The sequence below is a fragment of the Streptomyces sp. NPDC059002 genome, from assembly GCF_042740435.1.
GTDB lineage: Bacteria > Actinomycetota > Actinomycetes > Streptomycetales > Streptomycetaceae > Streptomyces.
Genome location: NZ_JBHYJI010000007.1, coordinates 145,832 through 160,534 on the forward strand (window position 1 = coordinate 145,832; position 14,703 = coordinate 160,534).

A 14,703-nucleotide genomic window follows, 5' to 3' on the forward strand; every position below is an offset into this window, starting at 1 on the left:
AGAGGAGTCGACTGTTGCCTGCCGTGCGGATTCCCCCAGTCGCCGCCGAAGTGGTCGCCGTGCGACCGAGCGCTCCGCTCACCGGGGCGGTGACCGTCGACGGATCGAAGAACGCCGCCCTGCCCCTGCTGGCCGCCGCGGCGGCCATCCACCGCCCGGTGCACCTGAGCAACGTCCCGGCGAACACGGATGTCGCGACGATGCTCACCCTTCTCCAGCAGGCCGGCTGGCACGCGGCCTGTCCGGTCAGCGATCCACACACCACGGTGATCCTGCCGAGCGACAAACCACAGCCTGATCCGGACCCCGAGGTCGCCGCCCGCATCCGGGCTTCGTACTACCTGGTTCCAGCACTGCTCGGCGCCTACGGACGAGCCCGCTTGCCGTGGCCGGGCGGCTGTGCCATCGGGCAGCGCGGGATGGAGCAGCACTTCAAGGTGTACGAGCGCTTCGGTGATCGCACGACCGTCGATGACCGCGGCTATGTCGTCGAGGCGGCCACGGGTGGACGCGGCACGGTGTCGATCATGCTGCCCTTCCGGTCCCGCGGAGCGAGCATCGCCGCTGTCCTGCGCGCGGTCGTCGCTGGAAGGCCGCTACGCCTGGGCCAACCGAATCTGTCGCCCGAAGTGCTCAGCGTCATAGAAGCGTTGGAGATCGCTGGGTGGGAATGTCGGATCAGCGAGACCGTCCTCACGCTCCAGCCGCCGCGGTCCGTCACCGACGACACGCTCGCGTGGAGGGTGCCCGGAGACAAGATCGAGGCCGGCACCTTGGCCTGCGCGGTCGCGGTGAGCGGGGGCAACGCACGCGTCCTCGGCGTGCGCAGCGACAACGTCGCGCCCCTCGTCAGCGCACTGCGCTGGCTCGGCGTACCCGCAGAGGCCAAGGACGGCACCCTCGCCGTCCAGGCCGAGGACGCTCAGCCCACGGGCCGACCGCTACGAGCCATCGCCTCCCTGTCCCCCGGCGGCCTGGACGCGGACTTCGAACCACCGCTGATGGCCCTGGCCCTCACCCTTCCCGGCACCCACCTGTTCTCCGACGACATCAACCCCGGCCGCCACGGCAACCTGCTGCCCCAGCTCGTCCGCCTCGGGGCCACGATCGACGAGCTGTCATCAACGCAGTGCCGCTTCGCCGGGCCGCAGCAGCTGACGGGCGCCGGAGTGGAGGCCACCGACATCCGTACGGGCTCGGCCCTGCTCATCGCCGGCCTAACCGCTCGCGGCGTGACCACGCTCGGCGGCCTCGAACAGCTCCGGCGCGGACACGCCGACCTGCCCGTCAAGCTGCACGCCTTGGGCGCCGACATCTGCGAGGTGCTCCCGTGAACCGTCAGCTACGGCGGATCATCGCCACGACCGACGTCCACTCCACCTTTGACTCGGCCATACCGATGCTCGTTTACCTCCACGCCGCCAGGCCCGACAGCCTGATCGTGGACTGCGGCGACTTCTTCGAGGGCAGCGGCTTCTACCACCTCGGCAAGGGGCGCATCGAGCGCGAGATCCTCACCACCCTGTACGACGTACTCGCACCCGGAAACCACGGCTGGCCGCACTACTTCGAGCCACGGCTACACCGGATGACGGTGTGCGCGAACACGACCGGCGACAGCGGTGAGCCGCTCTTCGACCGCGTACGCATCTCCGACATCGGAGGTCGGCGGGTCGCTGTCACCGCGGTGATGGGCCCGCAGGCGTTCAACGCCATTCCCGTCGATCAACGCGCCGGCCACCGCGTCACCAACCCCGCCCAGGCCCTGCGCGAAGTGATGCTGAACCACCACCATCGGGCCGACGCCTGGATGGTGCTGTCCCACTCCGGCTTCGAGGAGGACTTGAAGCTGGCCGCCGCCTGCCCGTTCGCCGACGTCATCTTCGCCGGGCACTGCCACAGCGACACCCTCGGCCCCACGCACGTCGGCGACACCCTGGTGGTCAAGGGACGCGAACTCGGCGCCGGATACGCCGCCGCCGAACCCGTAGGCAGCGGATGGGCCGCCCGCACCTGCACCTTCCCCGACGCCCACGCCGCTCCTCACGGCCTCGCCGCCCTGCTGGCAGAGATCTCGACCATCGGGCAGCAACTGAACAGTCCCCTCGGCACCGTGGCCGAGCCCCTCCGCAACATGCCTCTGGACCGCCGTCGCCTACTCGAAGACATCGCCGGTCGACTGCACACCGGACTCGGTGCTGACGCGGTCGTCCTCAACGAGACCGCACTGCGCCCCGTGCAGCTCGGCGCCACCCTCACCCTCGGCGACCTGCTGGCCATCGAGCCCTTCGACAACCAGCTCGTACACGCCTTCCTCCCCAAGGATCGCGCCCAGGACCACGACAAGCTGCTCGACCACCTCACCGACCGTGTCGGCCCCCTTGTCGTCGCCCCCACTCCCCTGCCACCGGAGGTCCGCACCGTGCTGACCACCGACTACCTCGCCGACAGCTATCTCGGCGGACGAACTCATCAAGCAGGCATACGACTCGGCCAGGCCGTATGCCGCGTCCTAACTGCCCCGCTCCCCAACTCCGTCGATCCTCAGGAAGAAGGCGAGCAATGATCCTCACCGGGCCCGAGATCAACGCCGCCGTGACCGACGGCCGCCTGCGCATCACCCCCTTCGCACCGGACCAGACGAACCCCAACAGCTACAACGTCCGCCTCGGCTCCACCCTGCTGACGTACGCCTCCAAGGTGATCGACGCCCACCGCGCCAACCCCACCCGTTCCATCCTGATCGGCAAGGATGGATACGTCCTCCAGCCTGGAGAGCTGTACCTCGGCCACACCGTCGAGGAGGTCGGCTCGGACGTCTTCGTCCCGCTGCTCTTCGGCCGTTCGTCGGTCGGGAGGCTCGGGTTGTTCGTCGAGATCACCGCGCCTATCGGCGACATCGGGTTCCACGGTCAGTGGACGCTGATGCTCTCGCCCATCCGCCCGCTGCGGGTGTACTCGGGCATGAAGATCGGGCAGGTCATGTTCTTCGTTTCCACCGGCGACGTCGATCTGTACCGCGGCAAGTACCAGGGCGCCGCCGGCCCGCAGCCCTCCCGTTACTGGCGGGACTCGGCACGCATCCAGGCGGTCGCGTCATGATCCTCACGGGCCCGGCCATCGCCGCCGCCGTCCGCACGGGAGAGATCACCATCGCCCCCTACGATCCGGCACGGCTCTCCCCCAACTCCTACGACTGGCGCCTGGGCAACACGATCCGCGTCTGCGACAGCGAACTCGACGCCGCTGCGCCCACCGTGTTCACCGAACACCCCATCCCTGCCTCCGGGTTGGTTCTGCGGCCCGGAGTGCTCTACCTCGGCGTGACTCTGGAGAGGACGGGCTCGGAAACGTACGCGCAACTACTCAACGGTGACCGCACCATCGGCGCTCTCGGCATCTGGGTCCACGTCTCCGCCCCGCTCGGCCATCAGGGCCACGCGATCCGCTGGACCCTGGAGATCCGGGCCGCGAAGCCCGCCCGGATCTATCCGGGAATGACCTTCGGCAAGCTCGTCTTCCTCACAGCCCTCGGCGTCCCCGCCAGCTACCAGCAACAGCCCGCCAAGTACGCCGCCACGAACGGCATCGACATCTCCCGCCTGTACGAAGAGATCCCTCAAGGAGCGCTGTGAACCCCGCCGCACACCCGGACGCGGGTCCGCTGACCGCCACCTTCCTGGACCTCCCGGCCGGCAGCCCCGGAGGCAGCGTCGAACTCTTCCTCGACCTCTACACAGGCGACAAACCCCTGATCCCCGCGCGGGCATTCATGCTGGCGCCAACGGGCCCCAGACCCCGGCTTCCGGCGGGGCTCAACATGCTGCCGGTGTCCGGGAAGTGCATGGAAGGCGCCCGCTTCAGTCGCTACGTCGCGGCGCTGCGCCAGGCCCTCATATCCGCGATCGACCCAGCGCAGATCGGCGTACTGCACCTGCAGCACCTCACGTTCGGCGCCACACCAGCCTTGCTCCGCGCCCTGCCAACGCATCCGCGGATCGCATTGGTCCACGGCACCGACCTGCTCTTCGCCGAAGCCCACCGCGACCAACTCCAAGTCCTTCGCGAGACAGCGAGGGCCGCCGACGCGATCGTGGTCCCCACGGGCGCGATGGCCGATCGCCTTCTCCGGCTCGCCCCGCAGGTTGACCGCCACAAGGTTGTCCACATCCCCTGGGGCATCCCCGACCATCTGCTCACCGATCCGCCGTCCCGGCCCGCGCGCAGCTCGACCAGTCACCTGCGGCTGCTGTATGCAGGGCGACTGACCGCCGAGAAGGGAGCCGAACACCTGGTCACAGCCCTGGCCCCCATTCCAGGCATCGAACTGAGCATCGCCGCGCCGAGAACCCAGTTCCACGCGTTGGCCCCGCTGCTCCAGCGGACCGGAGTGCGAGCCCGGTATCTCGGCTGGCTCCGCCGCCCACAACTGTGGAAAGCCTTCGCCGAGCACGACGTACTGGTCATGCCGTCCACGACCCTGGAGGCCATGGGCCTGGTCGCGCTGGAGGCCCAAGCCTGTGGCCTGCCCGTCCTCTACCAGCCAGTGCCCGGCCTCAACGAGGTTCTCGCCGTGTCCGGGGTGGCCACCGACTTCACTCACTCCGCCGCGCTCGCCCGCGACCTGGATCGGCTGCGCACCGCGCCGGCCCTGCTGCCGGCGCTTCGGCAGGCGGGCTACGCGAACGCCGCCCGCTATCCGCTCTCGGTGACCGCTCAGGCCCTGACCGAACTCGGTCAGCAGTTCACCTGATGCCGACACCAAGGCGGAAGCGTTCCCCGAACCCTCCCGCCCGCGTCACTACCCTGACGACGGGATACCCACGACGAACAGGGAGACCATGACGTACCGCACCGATCGCATCGAGCAGCTGCTGGGTGAAGGCGTCCGAGACAAGGTCTACCCAGGCGCCGTGTGGGCCGTTGGCGACGCCGTCGGCGTCGGTGCGTCGGGCACGGCTGGCGTCCTCGACCCCGACGAGCCGGATACTCCGATGCGTCGGGACACCATCTTCGACGCTGCCAGCCTCACCAAGATCCTCGCCGTCTGGTCCTCGATCGGTGCTCTCTGGGAGGACGGCAAGCTCGACCTCGACGTCCCGCTCGACGCCTTCTGGCCCGAGGTCGCCGGCCACCCACTCGGAGCGGCAACAGCCCGGCACCTGCTGACCCACACCGCCGGCCTTCCTCTGCGGGCTCAGCTGAAGAACCTCTACGGCACCGATGCCCAGGACATCCGCGACGGCGTCCTACACGAAGCCCTGCACCGCCAGCCCGGCGAGGCCGTCGAGTACACCGACCGAGCCGCCCTCGTCCTCGGCTACCTCGCCGAATACCTGTCTGGCGAGAGCCTCAACCACCTCTCCGTGGAGAGGACTTGGCGGCCGCTCTGCATGCACTCCACCCGCTTCGGGCCGCTGCCGGCCGAGGTCGCCGCCCGCTGCGCACCGACCGAACTCGACCAGGACACCGATACGCACCTCAAGGGCGTTGCCCACGACTTCTCGGCCCGGCTCCTGGGCGGAGCATGCGGAATCGCCGGTGTCTTCACGATCCTCGACGACCTCGCCGCTTTCCTGCACTACATGCTCGACGCCACGGCCGCCCCGGTGCGGGCCGGGTTCGGTCCGGCATGGACCGCAGAATCACTGACCGTCCAGACCGGAGCCCTGGAACCCGTACGCGGATTGTTCTGGCACCCCGCCCCCGGCACCACCCCCGCCGAAGACGTCTGGGTCCATTACGGCTTCACCGGCACCGGCATGTGGATCTCGCCTCGTCAACGGCGATGGGCGGTGTTCCTGACCAACAAGCTCTATTACACGCGCGACCGTCAACCACTGACGGACATCCGCAACACCTTCCGTGGGCTCGCCTTCGACTGAGGCGAGAGCCGCTCGGCGGGCACGCTCACTCCACGGGGCGGGCCTTGTCGACAGCCTTCGCCAGATGGGCGTCGACCAGGCCAGGAGCGCCGGAGATGACCACCAGGATGGGGACTCGAATGGCTCCCAGGACCGCTTGCAGACGGAGTGTCAGCGGATGAGGCGTACCGGCGCATGTTGATATAGCGCAGACATTCGGGACATGAGGAAGGGGGCTCCGATATGGGCATCTCTGAGGCTGCCGACCGCGCCGGGATCTTCGCCCAGCATCGGTTCAGTGAGCACACAGTGGATCTCGGCGAGATTCGGATGAACTACGTCGTGGAGGGCGATCCGAACACCCCTGCGCTTCTGCTGGTTCCGGGCGGGGCGGATTCCTGGTGGACCTACGAGGAAGCGATCGGCCTGCTGGCCTCTCAGTTCCAGGTGTTCGCGGTCGACACCCGCGGCCAGGGCCGCACCACGTGGACGCCCGGCCGCTACGCGCTGGACAACTTCGGCAACGACCTGGTCCGCTTTATGGACCTGGTCATCAAGCGGCCCGCCGTGGTGGCCGGCAACTCGGTCGGCGGCGTCATGACCGCATGGCTGGCCGCGTACGCCAAACCGGGACAGCTGCGCGCCGCGATCCTGGAAGACCCGCCACTGTTCGCCTGCGAGATCGCTCCGGCCTACGGGCCGGGAGTGCGGACGAACCTGGGGCCGGTGTTCGAGCTGCGAAGCAAGTGGCTGGGCAACCAGTGGTCGATCGGCGACTGGAATGGCCTCGTGCAGGCGGCGCCCAAGGAACTCCCCGGCATGCTGGCCGGCAGCAAGTACGATCCCGAACCTCCGCAGCACCTCAAGGAGTTCGACCCGGAGGTGGCAGCATCGTGGGCCGGCGGCCTGGCCTTCGCCTCCAGCGACCACGAGACCATCCTTGAGCAGGTGCGGGTCCCGGTTCTGTTCACCCACCACGCCCGGATGACCGACCCCGCAACCGGCCACATGCTCGGAGCCTGCACCGACCTCCAGGCGCAGAACGCCTGCCGCATCATGCAGGCCACCGGCCAGCCCGTCACCTACACCTCGCTGCCCGACGCCGCCCACCAGATGCACGCCGCAGACCCGCACCGCTATGTCCAGGTCGTGACCGACTGGATCAAGACTCTGGAATAGGCCGCATTCCCGCACGTCCCGACACAGAACGCTGACCACCCCAGCCTGTGCCGAGACGGCAGTTGGCTTGGGCCTCAGCTAGTCATTGCGCTGTTGCTGATGGTGATGCGAGACGGACGGTCTGATCGGGTCGGCCCTCCGGGTGCCGACGAACGCAGGAGTGGGGGAAGGGGTTTCGCTCTCTCAGTGGCCGAGGTGGCGCAAGCCGTCTTCGAGGGTGGGGTGGAAGCGGTCGACCGGACCGGAGTTGCGGTTGTACCAGGCGGTGTCCAGCCGGGTCTCCTGCGTCTCGTGGCCGGCCTCGCAGCGCAGCCACACCGAGTCGTCGCGCATGTTGAAGACGATCCAGTTCCGGTACGCACCGCAGTGGCACGCGTGGACCTCACCCTCGATGACGAGCGGCAGGTCCCAACGCATCATGAACCCCGACACGTTCTGCCGGCACGGCGCCCGGAACGCCGGCGGCAGGAAGTCGGGCACCACCGTGGCGTCAGCCGGCACGGTCGGGTCCGGCGCCGTGACATCCGGGTCCGGCCACTCGGTGTGCATCGCCAGCATCGCCTGGCCGGCACGCTGGACTTCACGGAACTCACGGTCGGCACGAGCACGTCGTCGGAACACGCAGAGACTCCTTCTCTCATCGGATGGGTGCAGGAAGCGGGTATCTCAGGGGAAGTCAGCGACTGGCAGCACAAGCCACTCCGGCTCCGGTCAGCTGCGGCGCACTACCCGAAGCCGACCCTCAGCGCTCTCGGGCAGGGTGCGGCGGGGCACCGGTACCGGTGATGCGAGCGAGGAGGCGAACGCGGCGACCAGGTCGTGAGGGACGCTGGCGCTGAAGCTGGCACACCACAGATACGGAGCACCGAGGACGGGTTCCGCCCATGCCTGCCAGCCCATCAAGTCGGGACGCGGGTCGGCATCCTGGACGAGCGGCGGCAGCACCTCCAGCGAAATGCTGCAGGAGAAGGCAGGGTCCGTAGCGGTGGAGCGAGGTCGGTCCACGTCACGGATCCAGCCCTGGGCGATGACAGAGTCGAGGACCTTTTCGTGGCCTTCAGGACTGACGTTAGGCGCGGGGCGGGTGCTGAGTGCGACGAGGAGATCAGCGAGCGCCTCGAACGGGACGCCAGCGGTGAAGTACGCATTCCACTCCGTCATCGCCGAGGCAGAACCAGGACGGGCGCTCAGCTGCCAGGCCACAGGCAGGCCGCCCAGCTCGAAGGGGTAGGCCGCGAGGATCCATTCGGCGCCGCACAGCTCGTCCGGGCTCACGTACAGCAGGGTGTTGCGGGCGGTGGGCCACATACGCCAGCCGAGGTCGGCCAAGGTCTTGCCGGTTCGCTCGGCGAGAGCGCCATCGTCACCGGCCAAGTGGCGCGGAGTGACCCAATACACCGGGTCGTGTGTGTCGGAGCGGAATGGGTCGTTGGGGTGGTGCGGGTACAGGGGCGCCTCCGTAGGCTCGGTGGGTGGATCTTCTAGCCGGGCGTCGTACGTTGACATGGGTTGCGCCCGTGCACCAGATCTTTCGAGATCTGTCCTGTCTGCCCGCGGCGAACTGCCACTCCTTTGGAATCCGACCGAGGCGTTTGACGCGGAAGCCAGCCGCTGGCTTCTCCGGCAGTCACTGGGAAAAGGCCGTGACGGCCGTCAAGGTCTGCTCTTATCTTCGGACTATGACCGTCACCACGCGACGGGACCTGGTGAGCCCCGCGACCCGCAACGCCTTCCGCTCCCTGGCCACCGACCTGACCATTCGGATTGTGGCCGACCTGTGGGAGGACCACGGGTTCGCACCTGTCCCTCCAGATGAGCTGAAGTACCAGGACTCGGGCCAGCGTCGAACCGAGTTCATGCTCTACGCGGAGGGTGTCGACTGGTCTGATCCGAACCAGGTGCGGCGAGCGCTCCTGGTCTTCGAGGACTTCATCCGCGCGTACCGGAACCCGGACGACCAGGGAACACCGAAGTGGTTGGACGACATCAGGGTGCGCCTAGAGCGGGACGGCTTCGCTCTCGATGGGGAGGGAAGGATCTCCTGGTCTAATCCGCCGGTGCTGGTCCGTGATCTGAGCACCCTGGGCGACGCCTCGGGCATCACGATCGAGCTGGAGCGTATCCGGAGAGACCTGACCACCGATCCTCACGGCGCCATCGGCGCGGCCAAGCAGCTCATTGAGGCGACCGCGAAGACCGCTCTCGGCGAGCTGAGCATCGAGGTCGACAAGAACGCCGCGCTCCCCACTCTGATCAGCACGGTCCAGAAGGCACTGAAGCTCGACGCCGGCTCGGCACCTGACGGGCCAGATGGCAGCAAGGCCGTGAAGAAGATCCTTTCGGGCTCGGTAAACATCGCGGTCGGGGTCGCAGAACTACGCAACCAGGGTTTCGGCAGCGGTCACGGCCAGGCAAGCACTCCATCTGGCCTTGGAGTGCGTCATGCCCGCCTGACGGTCAATGCTGCCGTCACCTGGTGCGAATTGATTCTCGACACCCTGTCGGACCCCACCGCGCCTTGGCGCAAGGCCCAGGTCTAACCTCTCCATGTCCTGCTGGCACCGCGAGAGCGGCAGGAACCTACAGTGGGTCGCGCGAACTTGCTTCCGCAATGCGCCTTGAAGCTGTGGGGCTCGGTGCGAATCCCATACGCAGCACACGGCGCTGGGAGAATCCTGGGAGATGATCTTCCTCCGGAGACCAACCGAGACCCCGTCGCACCGCCTCAGACCAACGTCCTGACCTGCGCATTTACAAGATCCGCAGGTGTCGATCTTGACCGAACCTCATTCGGGACGAAGAGGTCGTGGGTTCAAATCCCGCCACCCCGACAGCTGACATCAGGCCCGGTTTCCAGAAATGGGAACCGGGCCTGATGCGTTTTCTGGTGCTGTGCGTGGACGGTTGGTGCTGTGCGTGGACGGCTGGTGCCGCGTGTGAGCGGCCCGCGCCGGACGGCGCGTGCTGGGTGACGGTGGGCGCGTGCGTGGGAAGTACTTCACCGGCCGTGGGTGCCTGGGAGGTGCACCCGCCGCGGAGGCGCGGGAAGTGCACCCGCCGCGTCGATTCGGCGCCGGTCCCTCCCCTGTGAGGACCGGTGCCGAACGACGCGTGCGGTGTCGATCCGCGCCGTGTCGGCGTATCGGCGCGAGTCGAGAAATAGCCGGATCCGCCGTCGGTGCGGGGGCGGTCCGGACGGGCAGGTGGGTCGAGGTCAGGCGACGGGCTCGTCGCCACTTCGTAACTCCGGCAGAAGCCAGCCGAGAACGTTCGGCGTCATGAGTCGCCTCTCCGAGCGCCGAGCCGCTGGCCTGCCCTGACGCTGCGCGGTTGGTTCGCTACGGGTCGAGATCCTGCCAGTTGTGGCCAGCGCCGAGGAGGTTCCGGGGTCGTCCGGACCACTTCGCCGCAGGTCAGCCGTATAAAGTGAGTTTTCCGGTCCGGATGTCCAGGCGCGGTGGAAGTAAAGGGGTGGAGGCCTTGAGCTCCGACTCAGGGGCACGCACAGCCTTCGCGGAACGGCTCGCGCTGCTGTACAAGGAAGCCGGCAACCCTCCCCTTCAGCGCGTGGCCGAGGCCGTCGTGCGACTTCAGCGGGTCGACGAACGAGGGCGGCCGGTGCGGGTGTCCGCGCAGCGGATCAGTGACTGGCGGCGGGCCAAGAACGTGCCCGCGCAGTTCGTCGCGCTCGCGACGGTGCTGCATGTCCTGATCCCGGAGGCGCGGCGCGAACGGCCCGTTCCGGTGTCCGCGGGGCTGTACGACCTGGTCCAGTGGCAGCTGCTGTGGGAGCGCGCGGTGGCGGGACCTGCCGCATCTCCCGCGGAGGACGACGAGCGGCCGCCGGCCGCCGATGCCCCGAATCTGGCCGGTGTGTGTCCCTATCGGGGGCTTGCTTCCTACCGTCAGCAGGACGCCCGGTGGTTCTTCGGACGCGAGCGGAGCACGGAGGCCCTCGTCGGCCAGCTCCGCGCGGTGGCGGAGCCGGGCGGGCTCGTCATGCTCGTGGGCGCGTCGGGGGCGGGGAAGTCCTCGCTCCTGAACGCCGGGTTGGTGCCCGCGCTGCAGGGCGGCGCGCTGAGCGGGGACGACGGCGGGCCGGGTCCCGTGCTGCAGCTCGTGCCGGGCAGCGATCCCCTCGCGGAGCTGACCCGGCACATACCCGAGCTCGCGCATGCCGTCCCGAAGGCCGCGGAGGGGTCCCCCGCACCGGACTTCGCGGAGGCCGTGCGCGAGTCCGTCACGGCGTGGGCGCGGCGCGCGGGATCCGGTGCCGCGCGGCCCGTCGTCATCGTGGACCAGTTCGAGGAGGCGTTCACCCTCTGCGCGGACGAGGCGGAGCGGCGTGCGTTCGTCCGGCTCCTGCATGCGGCGTGCTCGCCCGACGAGTCCGGTGACCCCGCTCCCGCGCTCGTGGTGCTCGGCATCCGCGCCGACTTCTACGAGCAGTGCCTCGGCTACCCGGAGCTGGCCGACGCGCTGCAGCACCGGCACATGGTGCTCGGGCCGCTGACCACCACGGAGTTGCGGGAGGCGGTGACCGGTCCGGCCAAGGCCGTGGGTCTTGAGATCGAGCCGGGGCTCGCGGAGCTGATCGTGCGGGAGGTGAGCACGGACGGACCTCGCGGGGCGCACGACGCGGGCGTACTGCCGCTCCTCTCGCACGCCCTGCTGGCCACCTGGCAGCGGCGGAAGACGGGCCGCCTCACGCTGGCCGGTTACCGGGCGGCGGGGGGAATCCAGGGTGCGGTGGCGGCGACCGCCGAGCGCGCCTGGTCCGGACTCGACCCGGCGGCGCGCTCGGCGGCGCGGCTGCTCCTGCTCAGGCTGGTCAGGCTCGGCGAGGACACCCAGGCCACCCGGCGGCGCGGGACGCGGCGCCAGTTGGCGGAGGAGTCGACGGACCCCGGCAAGACGGAGGAGTCGCTGGAGGCGCTGGTCCAGGCCCGCCTCGTGACGCTCGACGCGGAGACCGTGGAGATCACGCACGAGGCGCTGCTGCACGCCTGGCCGCGGCTGCGCGACTGGATCGACGAGGACAGGAACGACCATCTGCTCCGGCAGCGCCTTGAGGAGGACGGCAGGGCCTGGGAGGAGACCGACCGCGACGCGTCGCTGCTGTACCGGGGGTCGCGTCTGGAGCAGGCCCGCACCTGGGCGAAGACCGCCGGTGACACGTTTCTGACGCGGAGCGCGGTGGACTTCCTGGCCGCTTCGGCGCGGCTGCGCAGGCGGACGGTCTTGATCAGCCGTGGTGCGGTGGCGGCGCTGGTCGCCCTGGCGATGGTGGCCGTCTTCGCCGCGGTGGTGGCCTGGCAGCAGCGGGACGACGCGGTGTTCGAGCAGGTGGTCGCGGAGGCCGACCGCGCGCAGGACACGGATCCGTCGCTGTCGGCCCAGCTCGATCTGGTGGCACATGGTCTGCGGCCGCACGACGAGGGCACGCAGAATCGGTTGATCTCGATCGTGAACGCGCCGCTCGCGACGCCGCTCCTCGGTCACAAGGGCGCCGTCTATCTCACGTCGTTCAGCCCGGACGGGCGGCTCCTCGCCACCGCCAGCTACGACCGGACCGTACGGCTGTGGAACGTGTCGGACCCGACCCATCCCAAGCCGCTGGGCAAGCCCCTCACCGGCCACAAGAGCTGGGTGAGCACGGCGGTCTTCAGTCCGGACGGCAAGACGCTCGCCAGCGCGTCGGACGACGGCACGATCAGGCTGTGGGACGTGCGGGATCCCGCCCACCCGCGGCCGCTCGGCGCGCCCGTGGCCGGGCACGGCGGCACGATCTATCTGCTCGCCTTCAGCCCGGACGGCAAGACGCTGGCCTCCGCCAACGAGGACCATGCCGTACGCCTGTGGAACGTGACGGAGCCGGGCAGGACGAGGGCGCTCGACACCCTGCGGGGGCACAGCGCCGCCGTGCGTTCCGTGGCGTTCAGCCCGGACGGCAGGACGCTGGCGGCCGGTGGCGACAACGGCACGATCAGGTTGTGGAACACGGCCGATCCGCGGCGCCCGAAGCCGATCGACAAGGTGCTGACCGGGCACACCAGCACCGTGCACTCCGTGGCGTTCAGCCCCGACGGCCGCACGCTGGCCAGCGGCAGTTCGGACAACACCATCCGGCTCTGGAGCATCGCCGAGCCGCGCCGCGCGGCATCGCTCGGCGCGGCGCTCACCGGCCACACGGGGCCCATGTGGTCCGTGGCCTTCAACCGCGACGGGACGATGCTCGCGGCCGCGAGCGCGGACAGCACGGCGAGCCTGTGGAACGTCAGCGATCCGGCCCATCCTTCGCAGGTCGGTGAGCCCCTCGCGGGCAGCAGCGGGGAGATGTACGCGCTCGGCTTCAGCCCCGACGGGCACACCCTCGCCACCGGGAGCGGCGACAACAAGGTCCGTCTGTGGTCGCTGCCGACGTCGGACATGATCGGCCGGATCGGGGCGTTCCGTCCCGACGGCAAGGTGCTCGCCACGGCCGCGCGCGACGAGAAGATCCGGCTGTGGGACGTGAAGCACCCCAACCGTCCTGTGGCGCTCGGCAAACCGTTCAGGCCCGGCGAGGGGGACGTGCGCAAGCTGGTCTTCTCGCCCGACGGCCGTACGCTCGCGGTGCTCACGGGGAACCGCGCGGTGCAGCTGTGGAACGTCACCGACCCGGCGCACCCCGTCCGGTACGGGCCGCCGGTCGCGCTGAGGACGCGGTTCGCGGCCGCGCTGGCGTTCAGCCCGGACGGGCGCACCCTGGTGACGCCCCAGACCGACCGCACCATCCAGCTGTGGAACGTCAGCGACCCGGCGCGTCCGCGCCCCCTCGGCGATCCGCTCGCCGGGCACAAGGGCTACGTCAACTCCCTTGTGTTCAGCGCGGACGGGCACACGCTCGCCAGTGGCAGCGCGGACAGCACCATCCGGCTCTGGGACGTCTCCGACCCGGCGAAGGCCGAGCGGCTCGGCACGCCGCTCACGGGGCATCTGGGGCCGATCAACGCGCTCGCCTACAGTCCGGACAGCCGCGCGCTCGCGAGCGGCAGCGACGACGGCACGGTGCGGCTCTGGGACATCAGCGACGCCCGCAAGGCGTCCCGGCTCGACGCTTCGCTGACCGGTCACACCGACGCGGTCGTGTCGCTGACTTTCAGCCAGGACGGCCGCACTCTGGCGAGCGGCGGCAACGACAACACGGTGCGGCTCTGGGACGTCGCCGACCCGTCCGACGCGTCGCCCATCGGCCAGTCGATGAGTCCCAACGCCAAGACGGGCAGTTTTCTGTCGTTCAGCCCGCAAGGCCAGATGCTCGGAGTTTCCAGCGGCACGGATACTCTCCGCCTGTGGAACCTCGACAACGACGCGGCGATCCGCCGCATTTGTTCGACCACTCGTGGCGTTCTGACCGAAGAGAAATGGCGCGAGTATCTGCCACGTCTCTCGTACGAGCCACCGTGTGACGAGTAGTGGCTCACTGTTTCTCCCCCCGTGGGAACGCGCCCATTTCTCGCCACTTGCCGCCGCTTGTCGCCCCTTCTCCGGGCGGATCCGGGTACGTGATCCCGATCACAACTCGTCAATTTGGTCAGGCAGTTGACTCCCCCTCCGCAAGCAGTCTTGTTACGGTTGGGTACAGCCCGATCGCTGGTGCATCCCCCGTCGCCAGCGA

General features: G+C 69.1%; 11 protein-coding genes. 9 read left to right on the forward strand and 2 right to left on the reverse strand.

All coding sequences use genetic code 11. The features are described 5' to 3' along the window. Positions 1-50: 50 nt before the first annotated feature. The 7 genes from ACFWZ2_RS09450 (at position 51) to ACFWZ2_RS09480 (ending at position 7,043) form a co-directional block, all read left to right on the forward strand. Positions 51-1,334, forward strand: coding sequence for a UDP-N-acetylglucosamine 1-carboxyvinyltransferase (locus ACFWZ2_RS09450; RefSeq protein ID WP_384544189.1), 1,284 nt, complete (start codon positions 51-53; stop codon positions 1,332-1,334). Continuing rightward, positions 1,331-2,566: a bifunctional metallophosphatase/5'-nucleotidase gene (locus ACFWZ2_RS09455; RefSeq protein ID WP_384544037.1), complete on the forward strand. Its 1,236-nt coding sequence runs from the start codon at positions 1,331-1,333 to the stop codon at positions 2,564-2,566. The genes ACFWZ2_RS09450 and ACFWZ2_RS09455 overlap by 4 nt, the downstream gene beginning before the upstream one ends. Beyond that, positions 2,563-3,102 (forward strand): dCTP deaminase, encoded by a 540-nt coding sequence (dcd, locus tag ACFWZ2_RS09460; protein ID WP_384544039.1) that lies wholly within the window; start codon positions 2,563-2,565, stop codon positions 3,100-3,102. Before ACFWZ2_RS09455 ends, dcd begins: the two co-directional genes overlap by 4 nt. Next, positions 3,099-3,635, forward strand: a complete 537-nt coding sequence (locus ACFWZ2_RS09465; protein ID WP_384544041.1) for a deoxycytidine triphosphate deaminase — start codon at positions 3,099-3,101, stop codon at positions 3,633-3,635. The genes dcd and ACFWZ2_RS09465 overlap by 4 nt, the downstream gene beginning before the upstream one ends. Next, a complete protein-coding gene (locus ACFWZ2_RS09470) occupies positions 3,632-4,753 on the forward strand; it encodes a glycosyltransferase family 4 protein (protein ID WP_384544043.1) in 1,122 nt (373 codons plus the stop codon). The genes ACFWZ2_RS09465 and ACFWZ2_RS09470 overlap by 4 nt, the downstream gene beginning before the upstream one ends. An 88-nt stretch (positions 4,754-4,841) precedes the next feature. Next, on the forward strand, positions 4,842-5,885 hold the full coding sequence (locus ACFWZ2_RS09475; RefSeq protein ID WP_384544045.1) for a serine hydrolase domain-containing protein: 1,044 nt from the start codon (positions 4,842-4,844) through the stop codon (positions 5,883-5,885). Positions 5,886-6,107: 222 nt separating this feature from the next. Then, entirely contained in the window at positions 6,108-7,043 is a 936-nt protein-coding gene (locus ACFWZ2_RS09480) for an alpha/beta fold hydrolase (RefSeq protein ID WP_384544047.1), read from the forward strand. Between the two features lie 183 nt (positions 7,044-7,226). Here ACFWZ2_RS09480 and ACFWZ2_RS09485 read toward each other — a convergent pair whose 3' ends face one another. Together ACFWZ2_RS09485 and ACFWZ2_RS09490 are read right to left on the reverse strand one after the other, a co-directional pair. Then, positions 7,227-7,601: a hypothetical protein gene (locus ACFWZ2_RS09485; RefSeq protein WP_384544191.1), complete on the reverse strand. Its 375-nt coding sequence runs from the start codon at positions 7,599-7,601 to the stop codon at positions 7,227-7,229. 153 nt (positions 7,602-7,754) lie between these two features. Beyond that, the gene (locus ACFWZ2_RS09490) at positions 7,755-8,441 is read right to left on the reverse strand and encodes a DUF317 domain-containing protein (RefSeq protein ID WP_384544049.1); all 687 of its coding nucleotides are present in this window, start codon (positions 8,439-8,441) and stop codon (positions 7,755-7,757) included. 281 nt (positions 8,442-8,722) lie between these two features. On the opposite strand from ACFWZ2_RS09490, the gene ACFWZ2_RS09495 reads away from it, so the two are divergent. Both ACFWZ2_RS09495 and ACFWZ2_RS09500 read left to right on the forward strand, forming a co-directional pair. Continuing rightward, positions 8,723-9,583, forward strand: coding sequence for an abortive infection family protein (locus ACFWZ2_RS09495; RefSeq protein WP_384544051.1), 861 nt, complete (start codon positions 8,723-8,725; stop codon positions 9,581-9,583). A gap of 931 nt (positions 9,584-10,514) precedes the next feature. After that, entirely contained in the window at positions 10,515-14,501 is a 3,987-nt protein-coding gene (locus tag ACFWZ2_RS09500; RefSeq protein ID WP_384544053.1) for an AAA family ATPase, read from the forward strand. Positions 14,502-14,703 lie beyond the last annotated feature (202 nt).